The organism is Amycolatopsis sp. NPDC051372 (genome assembly GCF_040682095.1).
Lineage (GTDB): Bacteria > Actinomycetota > Actinomycetes > Mycobacteriales > Pseudonocardiaceae > Amycolatopsis.
In genome coordinates, this window is record NZ_JBFBAF010000072.1 from 1 (window position 1) to 12,819 (window position 12,819).

Here is a 12,819-nt window from a genome sequence, read left to right on the forward strand (position 1 = left end):
CCATCACGAAGAGACAGCGCGGCAGCCGGTCGATTCGCCATACCGCATTCTGACACCCACCCAACCGTCAAACAACTAACGACACGCGACACTAGTGGGCCAATCCCGCGATCCTCTTCGGCGCCGACGCGTGCTCTACGCGGCCTGCGAAATCTTCGGCACGGGCGCGCTCCGCTGGGCCTGTGAAGCCGAATCCGGCTTCACAGGCAACGGCTCCAACAGCACCGACGCCATCGCCGCGGCAACCGGCTAACGGTCCTCCGGCGCCAGCCGCCAGAACGCCGACACCGGCCCCACCTTCGCCCCCATCGGGTACGAGTGTTCGACCGCGCGCGACACGAACCACTTGCCGTACCTGGCGGCCTCCACGACCGACATCCCCTTCGCCAGCCCGGCCGTCAGCGCCGACGCCATGGTGTCGCCGGCGCCGTGGGTGTGCGGGGTGTTGAAGCGCGGGCCGGGCAGCTCCACGAACGTCGAGCCGTCGAAGAGCAGGTCGACGCACTCCGGGTCGGACACGAGGTGGCCGCTCTTCACGAGCACGTACTTCGGCCCCAGCCGGTGCAGCGCCACGGCCGCGGTGTGCATGCCCTCGCGGTCGGTCACGGTCAGGCCGGTCAGCAGGCGCACCTCGTCGAGGTTCGGCGTCAGCACGGTCGCGCGCGGCAGCAGCTCCTCGCGCAGCGCGGACAGCCCGTCGGCGTCGAAGAGCGGGTGGCCGGTCATCGACGCCGCCACCGGGTCGACCACGAACGGCACCTCGTGATCGCGTCCGATGCCCGCGTTGTCGCAAGCCGTCGCCACGGCGTGGATGATCTGCGCGGACGCGAGCATGCCCGTTTTCGCCGCCCCCACACCCATGTCCGACGCGACGGCCTCGATCTGGCCGGCGACGACGTGCGGCGGGATGTCCGCGCGATCGTGGACTCCCAACGTGTTCTGCACCGTCACGGCCGTCACGGCGACGAGCCCGTGCACCCCACAAGTGAGGAATGTCCGCAAATCAGCCTGGAGTCCGGCTGCGCCACCGGAGTCGGAACCGGCGATGGTCAACGCCGACGGCGGGCTCGGGATTTCAGTCATGGGCACTTTCCGACTTCTGGTCTAGTCCATTTGGTCAGCTGTCCTTCATCCACAGTCCATCACGGTGGCACAGTGTGAGTGCCATCGCACTATCGGTGGGTGAAGGGGTCAGGATGAAACTCGCTTCAGTGGTCGTGACGGTCGGTGCGCTCGTCGCCGCGTCGTTGTCCGGGGCAGCCGTCGCGAACGCGGACAGCCCGAAACTTTCGCACGTGACCACGGTCGGCGTGCACAACACCTACGACCCGGCGGCGTACCCGTTCCTTGCGCAGGCGCTGGACAACGGCTCGTCGCTGATCGAGCTCGACGTGTGGCCGGACTTCATCACGCACGAGTGGAAGGTCAGCCACTCGAACCCGTTGGGCAACAGCAACAACTGCGTCGCGGCGTCGACGACGGCCGATCTCTACAAGGGCGGCACGAACAAGAATCTGGAGTACTGCCTCGACGACATCCGCATCTGGCTCGCGGCCCACTCGGACCACACGCCGCTCACGCTGAAGCTCGAAATGAAGACCGGGTTCTCGGACAACACCGGCATGGGCCCGGACGAGCTCGACGCGGCCTTCCGCGCCCACCTCGGCAGCGCCGTCTTCAAACCGACCGACCTCCTCGGCAGCTACGCGACGCTCGACGACGCGGCCAAGGCGGACAACTGGCCGACCGTGGACGCCTTGCACGGCAAGGTGATGACCGAGATCATCCCGGGCACGGTCGAGGAGCAGAACCCCACCGACACGCTCCACGCGGACGTCGAGTACGCGAACTACCTGCTGGCGCAGAAGAACGCGGGCAAGCTCGGTGACGTCCAGATCTTCCCGACCGTGCACGGCGCCGTCGGCGGCGACCCGCGCGACAAGTACGCGGCCAACCTCAAGCCGTGGTTCGTGGTCTTCGACGGCGACGCCAACGCGTGGGTCACGCAGACCGGCCCGTGGTGGTACGACGCCAACCACTACTACGTGGTGATGACCGACGGCCAGAACGTCGCCCCGGCCATCGACGACCACAACCCGACCGTCGACCAGGCCAACCAGCGCGTGGCCGAGCTGGCGGCGCAGCACGCGTCCGTGGTCACGTCCGACTGGACGGGCCTGACCACGGTGCTGCCGCAGGTCGACGCCCGCGGCTGAGTTCCACCCGGACAGTCCACAATGGCCCCTGGCTCGCGCGAGGGGCCATTGTGTGTCCGCATCAGACGGTGAGCACCAGCTTCCCGGTGACCCGGCCGCCTTCGCCCACCTCGTGGGCCTTCGCCGCGTCTTCGAGCGGGAACGTCTGGTCCACGTGCACCTTCAGCTGCCCGGCCTCGACGAGCTCCACCAGTCCGAGCAGTCCGATGCGGTCGGGCTCCACGAGGATCGGCGCCGTCCGCACGCCTCGCTTGGCCGCCTCCTCCTGAGCCCGCGCGCCGACGCCACCGGGCACGCTGACGAGCAGGCCGCCCGGCTTGAGCGACGGCAGCCAACGCAGGTCGCTGTCCTCGCCGACGAGCCCGAGCACGACGTCAAGATCCGCCGGGACCGCGTTCTCGTCCCGGTAGTCGATCGGTTCGTCCACGCCGAGCGACCGCAGGAAATCGTGCTTCGCCGCGCTGGCCGTGCCGAGCACGTAAGCGCCGCGCGCCTTCGCGATCTGCACGGCGAGGTGTCCAACCCCGCCCGCCGCCGCGTCCACGAGCACCCGCTGTCCACTCCGGACTTCCGCCACGTCCACCAGCGCCTGCCATGCCGTGAGCCCCGCCAGGGGCAACCCGGCCGCCTCCACGTGCGACAGCCCGGCCGGCTTCCGCACGAACTGGCGCGACGGCGCAGTTACGAACTCCGCGTAGGCCGCGGCCTCGCGCGGGAACCACGGCATGCCGAGCACCTCGTCGCCCTGCTTCACCCCGGTGGCCCCGAAACCCACCTCTTCGACGACGCCGGACACGTCCCAGCCCAGCGTGTACGGAGGCTCGCCCAGGAACACCGGGTGCGCCCGCGTCTTCCAGTCGACGGGGTTGATGCCGGCGGCGTGCACGCGCACCAGCACCTCGGTCGGGCCGGGCGCCGGGCGGTCGGTCTCGGTCACCCGCAGCACTTCCGGGCCGCCGAACTCCCGCTGGGTCACCACGCGCATCTCGGATCTCTCCTTCTGGTCGGTTCGCTCGGTCTTCCCTATGCTCGTGCCGGTAGTCACTTTTCGCCAGAAGGCACTTCCCGGTAAAGTAGGTACCTGATGGAAACCACCTGTGACCAGCACGGATCCTGGGACGTCTACCTGAAGAGCTGTCCCTGCCGCGATGTGCTCGACCTGCTCGCGAACAAGTGGACGGCGCTCGTGCTCGGCGTGCTGGAGCAGCGGCCGCACCGCTTCGGCGAGCTGCGCCGCGCCGTCGGCGGCATCAGCCAGAAGATGCTCACGCAGAACCTGCGCAACCTCGAACGCGACGGTTTCGTCAGCCGCAAGTTCTTCCCGACCACTCCGCCGACGGTTGAGTACGCGCTCACGCCGATGGGTGCGGAGGTCAGCGCCCACCTGGTCGCGCTGAGCACGTGGTCGCAGTCGAACTTCGACCGGATCCGCGACGCGCGCAGCACCTACGACACGCGCTCGCTCGAACCCGTCAACTGATCCCGTGCGGTACGGGGGGTTTCCTCCCGTAACGCACGGAACGTCCAGTTCGGACTCAGGTGAAGCGCGGCGGTGGCTTCAGCACGTTCTTGCGGTAGTCGGTCACCGCACGTGATTCGGCGATGCCCGGTTTGGGGTCCAGGCCCCATTTCCGGATCACCTTGAGGGCCGCGGCCGGTTTGTTGGCCGAGACCAGCTGGTCGACCTCGAACTGCAGGTCCAAAGGCATCTGGGCCCACAGTGCGCGGGCGGCGGCGTCGTCGGTCACGGGTCCAGTGTGGCCGGTCAGTCGGCCAGCCGCCAGAACGGGGACACCGGCCCCACCCCGGCGCCGAGCGGATAAGCCTCGGCGACGCAGCGTTCGATGAACTGCTTCGCCTCGGTCACGGCCGTCGGCACGTCGGCGCCCTTGGCGAGCGACGACGTGATGGCCGAGGCCATCGTGTCACCGCCGCCGTGGGTGTTGTCGGTGTCGATGCGCACGCCGCTGAGCTCCAGCACGTCCGTTCCGTCAGTCAGCAGGTCCACGCAGTCCTCGGCCTCGTAAAGGTGCCCGCCCTTCACGAGCACCCACCGCGAGCCGAACTCCAGCAACGCCTCGGCCGCCGCGCGCTGGGTTTCCGCGCCGGTGACCGTGATGCCGGTGAGCAGCCGCACCTCGTCGAGATTCGGCGTGATCAGCGTGGCGCGGGGGAAGAGCTCCGTGCGGATGGCTTCCAGCGCTTCCTCGCGCAACAGCGCGTGGCCGGTCATCGATGCGGCCACCGGGTCGACGACGAACGGGGTATCCGTGTCGCGTCCGATGTGGACCTCGTCGAGCGTCCTCGCCACGGCCTGGATGATGTCGGCCGTGGCGAGCATGCCGGTCTTGGCCGCGTTCACGCCCATGTCGCCGGCCACGGCCTTGATCTGCGCCGTGACCACCTCGACCGGGATCTCGGTGAAGCCCTGCACACCGAGCGAGTTCTGCACCGTGACGGCTGTGAGCGCGACCAGCCCGTGGACGCCGTGGGCGAAGAACGTGCGCAGGTCGGCCTGCACACCCGCACCACCGCCGGAGTCGGATCCGGCGATGGTGAGGGCGGTGCGGGGTGTTTCGGTCATGACTGCTGCCTTTAATAGCGGGTGGAGCTACTGCCCGACGACCGGGAGGTAGACCTTGTTGCCCTGCTCGCCGAACTCGGCCGACTTCTCCGCCATGCCGGCCTCGATGGCCTCCACAGTGGACAGACCGTGCTCCTCGGCGTACTTGCGCACGTCGTGGGTGATCCGCATCGAGCAGAACTTCGGGCCGCACATCGAGCAGAAGTGCGCGGTCTTCGCCGGCTCCGCGGGCAGCGTCTCGTCGTGGTACGAGCGCGCGGTGTCGGGGTCGAGCGCCAGGTTGAACTGATCGTTCCAGCGGAACTCGAAGCGGGCCTTGGACAGTTCGTCGTCCCACTCGTGCGCGTGGGGGTGGCCCTTGGCGAGGTCGGCGGAGTGCGCGGCGATCTTGTAGGTGATCACGCCGGTCTTCACGTCGTCGCGGTTGGGCAGGCCGAGGTGCTCCTTCGGCGTGACGTAGCACAGCATCGCCGTGCCGTACCAGCCGATCTGCGCCGCGCCGATGGCCGAGGTGATGTGGTCGTACGCCGGCGCGATGTCCGTCGCGAGTGGACCGAGGGTGTAGAACGGCGCCTCGCCGGTGAGCTGTTCCTCGAGCTCGACGTTCTCCTTGATCTTGTGCATCGGCACGTGGCCGGGACCCTCGATCATCACCTGCACGTCGTGCTCGCGCGCGATGTGCGTGAGCTCACCGAGGGTCTCGAGCTCGGCGAATTGCGCACGGTCGTTGGCGTCGGCGATCGAACCGGGGCGCAGGCCGTCGCCGAGGGAGAACGTGACGTCGTACTTGCGCAGGATCTCGCAGAGTTCCTCGAAGTTCGTGTACAGGAAGGACTCCTGGTGATGCGCGAGGCACCACGCGGCCATGATCGAGCCGCCGCGGCTCACGATGCCGGTCACGCGCCGGGCGGTGAGCGGGATGTAGCGCAGCAGCACTCCCGCGTGGACGGTGACGTAGTCCACACCCTGCTCGCACTGCTCGATGATCGTGTCGCGGTAGACCTCCCACGACAGCTTCTCCGGCTCCCCGTTGACCTTCTCCAGCGCCTGGTAGATCGGCACGGTGCCCACGGGCACGGGGGAGTTGCGGACGATCCACTCGCGCGTCTCGTGGATGCGCTTGCCGGTGGACAGGTCCATGATCGTGTCGGCACCCCAGCGGGTGGCCCACACCATCTTGTCGACCTCGTCCTCCACTGAGGACCAGACGGCCGAGTTGCCCATGTTCGCGTTGATCTTCACCAGGAACTTCTTGCCGATGATCATCGGCTCGGTCTCCGGGTGCTTGCGGTTGGCGGGGATCACCGCCCGCCCGCGCGCGACCTCGTCGCGCACGAACTCGGGCGAGCACCGCTCGCGCGCGGCGATGAACTCCATCTCGCGCGTGATCACACCGGCTTTGGCCCAGCCGAGCTGGGTGTTGTGCGCGCGGCCGTCTGCCCAGCCCGCGCGCAGCGGGTTAAGTCCATTGTGGACGTCGATCTTCGCGTCCGGGTCGGTGTACGGCCCGGACGTGTCGTACACGTCGAAGTGCTCACCGTTCGACAGGTCGATGCGCCGCGCCGGAACCCGCAGGCCCGACTCGGTGCGGTGGTAGACCTTGTGCGAACCGGTGATCGGCCCCGTGGTCACGGAAGGCGTGATGGCAGGCTCGTTCTCCAGCGTCGTCAACGACGTTCACTCCCTACGCCGGCATTACCCGGTCAGGTTCATGCGGTCGGCGGCACCGGGTGTCCACAGACAGACACCAGCCACCCTCTCAGCCCGCCAAGGCGCGAGCTCCCGCGTTGGTTATGAGGTTGTCCTTCGACCATGCCACGGCGGATCACGCGAGCACAAGGCGACCCCGTGTCCGGTGTGTTCTTCACCGGATCGGAGCATCCGGTCGACAGACGGTCACGTGACGGTCAGCTGCGCCGACTTCGGGGGCGTCTCGTGAGGAAAGCTCTGCTCGCCGGACTGGTGGCGGTGTCGGCGATGAGCGCGGCCCGATTCTTCCGGTTCCGAAGCGGTCAAGAGGCCCAGGCCACTGCTCTCCGTGGTTTCCGCGCGATTTCCGCCGACTACTCCCGCGGCCGGCGCGATTATCCGTTTATCGTGCGCACGGCTCCGTCTTCATTGCCGAGCCCAGGCTCCCGATCGTGCTCACCGTTTCGCCGGCCCACAACTGCCGAAAATCGCGGCCGAGCTGCTTGTGCCCCCAGTAACTCACCTTGGGAAAGCCCCCACCCATCCTCGGGGGAGCGGCCCTTGGCCAGTCTACCGCTCCCCACCGACAAAACGATCCCCGAAGCCGAGTTGTCCACAGCGAACCCCGAGTTGTGGACAACAACAGAAAACCCGACCCCGCAACAAAAAACACGCCGGCGCAACACCGATCAGGGTTGCGCAGGAAAGCCCCGGGCGAAAAGGCGAACCGCCGGAGTTCGGTGCCTTCGCCGGACACCATGCCGGAGCAGGTCTGGGATGAAAACCCGCCCTCGTGCGCGAGCATTTCCTCGACCGCTGACCCGCTGAAACGACGAGTCTCCCGGCCCCAACCCGGGACCGGGAGACTCGTCGACAAAGAAAATCAGGCCTCGGCCGGCTCGTCCTTCGGCGGCAGCCAGCTCAACCCCGGCACGCCCCACTTGTTCTTCTTCAGCATCTTCTTCGCCGCCCGGGCGTGGCGGCCCACCAGGCGATCGAGGTACAGGTACCCGTCGAGGTGGTCCGTCTCGTGCTGCAGGCAGCGGGCGAAGTAGCCGGTGCCCTCGACGGTGATCGGCTCACCCGCCACGTCGAAACCGCTCACGCGCGCCCACGACGCGCGGCCGGTGGGGTAGGACTCGCCGGGGACCGAGAGGCAGCCCTCCCAGTCGTCGTCAGGGTCCGGCATGGTCTCGGGGACCTCGGACGTCTCCAGCTTGGGGTTCACCACCAGGCCGCGGTGTTCGACGCCCTCGTCGTCAGGGCAGTCGTAGACGAACAGGCGCAGGTCGAGGCCGATCTGGTTGGCCGCGAGGCCGACGCCTTCGGCGGCGTACATCGTCTCGAACATGTCTTCGGTCAGCGTGCGCAGCTGCTCGTCGAACTCCGTGACCTCACGGGTCGGCTGGTGCAGCACGGGATCGCCGGCGATGCGGATGGGGTGGACGGTCACGAGCAGCGAGTTTAGTCGGACCCGTCTGATACACCTGGATCGGACCGTGACGCGCCGCGCCGGATGCCCATGTCGAGAGTGGGTTCCGTGGTTGAATGGCGCCCGCGGAAGGACAGCCGAAACCGATTGCGAGGACCGCATGGACGCCGCGGAGTCGATGGCTGGGGAGCAGCCGTCGCCGCCGGAGAATGTGGGCGGCCTGACCGAGCGTGAGGTGGAGATCCTCGCGTTCGAACGTCAGTGGTGGCGGCACGCCGGTGCCAAGGAGAACGCCATCCGGGAACGGTTCTCGCTGTCCTCGACCCGTTACTACCAGCTGCTGAACACACTGCTGGAAAAGCCTGAGGCCATGGCGGCCGACCCGATGCTGGTGAAGCGGCTGCGCAAGACGCGCGCCGCCCGGCAGCGCAAGCGCGGCGCCAGGCGGCTGGGGATCGAACTGTCATGAGCTTCTTCTCGGGACTGTCCCGGCCCATGCGGGCCGCGGGCGTCGCGCTCATCGGCGTCGCCGTGATCGCCGCGATCGTCGGCGGCGTCACCGCACTGTCGGGTAATGGATCGAGCGACAACAACGCCGGGCCCACCAGCTCGAGCGGGTCGCCTTCGTCGTCGCAGTCGGCGCCGGGCTCGTCGTCCCCGGCGACGCCGCCTTCGTCTTCGGCCCCGTCTTCACCGGCTTCGTCGGCACCTTCGCCGCCGCCGGCCAGCCAGTCGGGCCAGCCTGGCCAGCCCAGCGGACAGCCCGGTCAGCCGGGTCAGCCCGGCCAGCCCGGTGGTCAGCCGGGGCAGCCGGGCAACGGCCAGCAGGCGTCCAACAAGTGGGTGACCGTGCGGGTCTACAACAACTCGACGATCCCGCACCTCGCCGAGCAGGCCGCCGACGACTTCCGCGCGTCGGGTTGGAACGTGCCTGAGGTCGGCAACTACCCGCAGGGCGTGATCCCGCACACCACGGCCTACTTCCGGCCGGGCACCGACGAGGAGGCCGCGGCGAAGCAGCTGGCCGCCGAGTTCGGGTTCCAGGCCCAGCCGCGGTTCGACGGCATCCAGAACTCGAGCCCGGGCGTGATAGTGATCATCACGAAGGACTACCAGAGCGGCCACAAGGGCAGCTGACCAGCGAAAATAACGGGCCCCACCGCGAAGGTGGGGCCCGTTTTCGTCAGCGTTCCTGCTGCGCCTGGGCGTACGCCTCCAGCGTCGCCAGCTGCGCCGGGTCCAGCGACGGCCGCACGACCTCGCGCGCTTTCGCCAGGTGGGCGGCGGTGACCACGTGCGCCTCGAGCGACTCGCGCATCGCCGTGAGCGCGGCCTCGCGGATGAGCGCGGCGCAGTCGGCGGCGGAGTAACCGTCCAGGGTGGACGCGATGGCCGCCAGATCCACATCGGACGCCAGCGGCGTGTTCTTCGACGTCGCCTTGAGGATCGCGGTGCGCGACTCCGCGTCGGGCGGCGGCACGTAGATGCGCCGCTCCAACCGGCCCGGCCGCAGCAGCGCCGGGTCCACGAGCTCGGGCCGGTTCGTGGCGCCCAGCACCACGACCTCGCGCATCGGCTCCACGCCGTCGAGCTCCGTGAGCAGCGAGGCGACCACGCGGTCGGCCACGCCGGAGTCGGACGACTGCCCGCGCCGCGGCGCCAGCGCGTCGATCTCGTCCAGGAAGATCAGCGACGGCGCGGCGTCGGCGGCTCGCCGGAACAAGTCGCGCACCGCCCGCTCCGACTCGCCGACCCACTTGTCCAGCAGCTCGGCGCCCTTGATCGCGAACACGTTGAGCGCGCCCGTGCCGGCCAGCGCGCGCACGAGGAACGTCTTGCCGCCGCCGGGCGGGCCGTACAGCAGCACTCCGCGCGGCGGGTCGATGCCCAGGCGGGCGAAGGAATCCGGATAGCGCAGCGGCCACAGCACCGTCTCGGTGAGGGCCTGCTTGACGTCGACCATGTTGCCCACGTCTTCGAGCGTCAGCCCGCCCGTGGCCAGGTTGTCCGAAGTGGACAGGGAGATCGGCCGAACGGTGGCGAGCGCGTCGAGCAGGTCGTGCTGCGAGATCCGCGGCTCGGCGACGTCACGCTGGCGCAGCGCGGCCCGCAGCGCGGCGTCGCGGCGCAGGGCGATGAGGTCGGCGGCGACGAACCCGGGCGTCTTCTCGGCGAGCACGCCCAAGTCGGCGCCCGGTTCCACGGGCACGTCACGCAGCAGGATCCGTAGCAGCTCCACGCGGGTTTTCGCGGCGGGTAGCGGCAGGCCGAGCTCGCGGTCGAGCAGGTCGGCGGTGCGCAGCCGCGGGTCCACGGACTCGGCGCGCTGCGTCGTCGCCACCACGGCGAGGCCCTCGCGGCGCATGGCCGCGCGCAGTTCCTCCAGAACGACGGTGGCGACCGGTGGCGGCTGCGTGGCGGGCAGGAGCGCGTCGACGTCGTTGATCAGCAGCACCCCGGGTCCGTCGCCGTCGGCGGCACGGATCACGGCCTCGCGCAGGCGGGCGTGGGCCGTGTTCGGCTCCAGCACGGCGATGTTGGGCGCGACCAGCGACACCACGCGCACGTTCTCGGCCTGCGCGACGGACCGCACCAACGTCGCCTTGCCGACACCCTCCGGCCCGGACAGCAGCACGCCCAGGTGCGCCGACGTGCCCAGCCGCTCGAGCAGCTCCGGCCGCCGGAACGCCAGGTCGAACCACTCGGCGAGCTTGCGCGCGGCCCCTTCCGCCCCGACCAGGTCGGCGACGGGTGGGATCGGTTCCGTGAGCTCCTCCAGCTTCGCCTCCTCGACGACCTCCGCGTCGAGGTAGTCCTCGGCCGCCGTCACGGCCGTGCTTCGGACGAGTGCCGTCGCGCTGCGCGTGGGGACGGTGTCGGTCGGCGTCTCGCCCGTGCGGGCGCCGTCGCGCCAGCTGACCACAGTGGACGGTCCCACCACGACCACGCCCGCGGGCTCCGTGGCGGTGACGGTGAGCAGCTCGTTGGTCCACGTCGCGCCGATCGCGCGCGACAGCTGCCCGCGCACGGCCGCGACGTCCGAACCCGGCGCGGGCGCGAGGTCCTGGGGGAGCAGCGAAACCGCGTCGCCCCGCGTGAGCACCTTGCCGGTGAGCGCGAGCCGCAGCGTCTGCGGCGGCACGGACACGCTGGCCAGCCGCGAACCGGAGACCGTGACCGTCTTGGCCGCCGCGACGTCGGCCGGCGTCACCACGATCTCGGAGCCCTCGGACACGCCGAGGTTCGACATGGTGACGTCGTCGGTCAGCACCACGCCCGGCGTGCCCTCCTCGGCCGGCGCGGCGAGCGCGGCGCTGCGCCGGGCGCCGGTGAGGTGCACGGCGTCCCAGGCGCGCAGGCCCAGCGCGTCGAGCACCTCGGGGTGCATCCGCACGACTCCGCGCCGGGAATCCAGCGCGGACGGCGTGTGCCTGACGGTCAGCGTGATCTGCGGGTCGCTCACGCTGTTCACCCTAGCGACGCGGACGCCGTCCAGGCGTCGAACGAGAGGATCTCGCCCACCGGTGGCCGCGCGGCGGGGGAGAACTCACGCTGTGTCGAGTGCGCCACGGCGATGAGGCCGACCTGCGTGACGTCGGCCGGGATCCCCAGCAGGCGCGCGACGTCCGGCTCGTGGCCGGCGAGGTGGTAGCTGCACAGCGAGCTCGCGAGGCCGCGCGTGCGCAGCGCGAGCTGGAAGCTCCAGATCGCGGGGTAGATCGAGCCGTAGAACGACGACTGCTCCGCGGCCGACGTCGGCGGCCGGCCCGGCATGCACGGCAGCACCAGCGCCGGCACGCGATCGAGGTTGTCCACGAGGTGGCGGGCGGAGGCGAACATGCTCGTGTCGGCCAGGTGCGCGTAGTGCTGCCACACCTCGTGCGCGGCCTTCCTGGTGATCGCCGCGACCTCGGCGCGCAGCTCCGGGTCCAGCACCGCGACCCAGCGCTGCGCCTTCAGCAGCCCACCGGCGGCGGGCGCCTGCTGGGCGATGCGCAGGCAGTCTTCGATCACCGCGGGGTCGACCGGCCGGCCGAGGTCCAGCTTGCGGCGGACGGACCGGGTCGTGGTGAGCAGTGTTTCGGCGTCCATGGCGTCCCTCCAGATCGATACTTACAACGTAAGCGTACACCGTAAGTACTTACGCCGTAAGCTACGATTCGGCCGTGGTGCGCGAAACCCTGACGCGGGAAAAGGTCCTCGACGAGGCACTGGCCCTGGTGGACGCCGACGGCATGGGCGCGCTGTCGATGCGCAAGCTCGCGGCCCGCCTCGGCGTCGAGGCGATGTCGCTCTACAACCACGTGAAGAACAAAGGGGATCTGCTCGACGGGCTCACCGCCCGCGTCTTCGAGTCCGTGCCGCTGCCGGTGCCCTCGTGGAGCTGGGAAACCCGCGTCCGCCGGCTCGCCGAAGGCCTCTACACGGCATTCACGAGGCACCCGGCCGTGGTGCGCGCGCTGGCGGCCGAGGAGGCGAACCCGCGCTCGCCCGGCGCGTTGCGCGTGATCGACGCCCTGCTGGGCGCGCTGCTCGACGCCGGGCTCGACGAGGAAGCCGCTGCCCGCGGCTACCGGTCGTTGATGGGACTCACGTTCGGCGCGGCGCTGGCCGACTCCGCCGCCGGGGGCGTCGCCCAGCGGGACGAGCCCGTCGGCGACTGGTTCAGCCGCATGGTCACGCCGGAGGAACTGCCGAATCTGTACCGTGTGCTGCCGTCACTGGCGGAGGTCGACTGCGTGCAGGACTTCCACGACCAGCTCGATCTGCTGCTCACCGGCCTGCGCGCGGCCGCACGCTAGCGTCGCGTGTCGTTAGTTGTTTGACGGTTGGGTGGGTGTCAGAATGCGGTATGGCGAATCGACCGGCTGCCGCGCTGTCTCTTCGTGATGGTGATC

14 protein-coding genes and 1 riboswitch are annotated in these 12,819 nt (G+C 69.6%); of the genes, 6 read left to right on the forward strand and 8 right to left on the reverse strand.

The genetic code is table 11. From position 1 onward, the window contains the following. Window positions 1-130: 130 nt before the first annotated feature. Window positions 131-253 (forward strand): hypothetical protein, encoded by a 123-nt coding sequence (locus tag AB0M56_RS49780; protein WP_364190474.1) that lies wholly within the window; start codon window positions 131-133, stop codon window positions 251-253. Here the strand turns inward: AB0M56_RS49780 and thiD (AB0M56_RS49785) are convergent. Beyond that, window positions 250-1,083 (reverse strand): bifunctional hydroxymethylpyrimidine kinase/phosphomethylpyrimidine kinase, encoded by an 834-nt coding sequence (thiD, locus tag AB0M56_RS49785; RefSeq protein ID WP_364190476.1) that lies wholly within the window; start codon window positions 1,081-1,083, stop codon window positions 250-252. The genes AB0M56_RS49780 and thiD (AB0M56_RS49785) overlap by 4 nt on opposite strands. 113 nt (window positions 1,084-1,196) lie before the next feature. On the opposite strand from thiD (AB0M56_RS49785), the gene AB0M56_RS49790 reads away from it, so the two are divergent. Then, window positions 1,197-2,216 (forward strand): phosphatidylinositol-specific phospholipase C domain-containing protein, encoded by a 1,020-nt coding sequence (locus tag AB0M56_RS49790; RefSeq protein WP_364190479.1) that lies wholly within the window; start codon window positions 1,197-1,199, stop codon window positions 2,214-2,216. Window positions 2,217-2,277: 61 nt separating this feature from the next. Here AB0M56_RS49790 and AB0M56_RS49795 read toward each other — a convergent pair whose 3' ends face one another. Beyond that, window positions 2,278-3,201, reverse strand: coding sequence for an NADP-dependent oxidoreductase (locus tag AB0M56_RS49795; RefSeq protein ID WP_364190482.1), 924 nt, complete (start codon window positions 3,199-3,201; stop codon window positions 2,278-2,280). 99 nt (window positions 3,202-3,300) lie between these two features. Between AB0M56_RS49795 and AB0M56_RS49800 the strand changes: the two genes are divergently transcribed. After that, the gene (locus AB0M56_RS49800; protein WP_364190486.1) at window positions 3,301-3,696 is read left to right on the forward strand and encodes a helix-turn-helix domain-containing protein; all 396 of its coding nucleotides are present in this window, start codon (window positions 3,301-3,303) and stop codon (window positions 3,694-3,696) included. A gap of 55 nt (window positions 3,697-3,751) precedes the next feature. Here the strand turns inward: AB0M56_RS49800 and AB0M56_RS49805 are convergent, their stop codons facing one another. The 4 genes from AB0M56_RS49805 to AB0M56_RS49820 form a co-directional block, all read right to left on the reverse strand. Next, the gene (locus AB0M56_RS49805) at window positions 3,752-3,964 is read right to left on the reverse strand and encodes a hypothetical protein (protein WP_364190488.1); all 213 of its coding nucleotides are present in this window, start codon (window positions 3,962-3,964) and stop codon (window positions 3,752-3,754) included. Window positions 3,965-3,981: 17 nt separating this feature from the next. Then, entirely contained in the window at window positions 3,982-4,800 is an 819-nt protein-coding gene (thiD, locus tag AB0M56_RS49810; protein WP_364190490.1) for a bifunctional hydroxymethylpyrimidine kinase/phosphomethylpyrimidine kinase, read from the reverse strand. 27 nt (window positions 4,801-4,827) lie between these two features. Beyond that, entirely contained in the window at window positions 4,828-6,471 is a 1,644-nt protein-coding gene (thiC, locus tag AB0M56_RS49815; RefSeq protein ID WP_364190492.1) for a phosphomethylpyrimidine synthase ThiC, read from the reverse strand. After that, window positions 6,465-6,596, reverse strand: a riboswitch (TPP riboswitch). Its footprint overlaps the gene before it by 7 nt. Before the next feature lie 776 nt (window positions 6,597-7,372). Next, the gene (locus AB0M56_RS49820) at window positions 7,373-7,942 is read right to left on the reverse strand and encodes a peptide deformylase (RefSeq protein ID WP_364190495.1); all 570 of its coding nucleotides are present in this window, start codon (window positions 7,940-7,942) and stop codon (window positions 7,373-7,375) included. 139 nt (window positions 7,943-8,081) lie between these two features. Between AB0M56_RS49820 and AB0M56_RS49825 the strand changes: the two genes are divergently transcribed. Next, on the forward strand, window positions 8,082-8,390 hold the full coding sequence (locus AB0M56_RS49825) for a DUF3263 domain-containing protein (protein WP_364190498.1): 309 nt from the start codon (window positions 8,082-8,084) through the stop codon (window positions 8,388-8,390). Beyond that, a complete protein-coding gene (locus AB0M56_RS49830) occupies window positions 8,387-9,058 on the forward strand; it encodes a LytR C-terminal domain-containing protein (RefSeq protein WP_364190501.1) in 672 nt (223 codons plus the stop codon). Before AB0M56_RS49825 ends, AB0M56_RS49830 begins: the two co-directional genes overlap by 4 nt. A 46-nt stretch (window positions 9,059-9,104) precedes the next feature. Here AB0M56_RS49830 and AB0M56_RS49835 read toward each other — a convergent pair whose 3' ends face one another. Together AB0M56_RS49835 and AB0M56_RS49840 are read right to left on the reverse strand one after the other, a co-directional pair. After that, window positions 9,105-11,384, reverse strand: a complete 2,280-nt coding sequence (locus AB0M56_RS49835; protein ID WP_364190503.1) for an AAA family ATPase — start codon at window positions 11,382-11,384, stop codon at window positions 9,105-9,107. A gap of 5 nt (window positions 11,385-11,389) precedes the next feature. Next, window positions 11,390-12,013: a nitroreductase family protein gene (locus tag AB0M56_RS49840; protein ID WP_364190505.1), complete on the reverse strand. Its 624-nt coding sequence runs from the start codon at window positions 12,011-12,013 to the stop codon at window positions 11,390-11,392. 74 nt (window positions 12,014-12,087) lie between these two features. Between AB0M56_RS49840 and AB0M56_RS49845 the strand changes: the two genes are divergently transcribed. After that, the gene (locus tag AB0M56_RS49845) at window positions 12,088-12,723 is read left to right on the forward strand and encodes a TetR/AcrR family transcriptional regulator C-terminal domain-containing protein (protein WP_364190508.1); all 636 of its coding nucleotides are present in this window, start codon (window positions 12,088-12,090) and stop codon (window positions 12,721-12,723) included. Window positions 12,724-12,819: the final 96 nt, after the last annotated feature.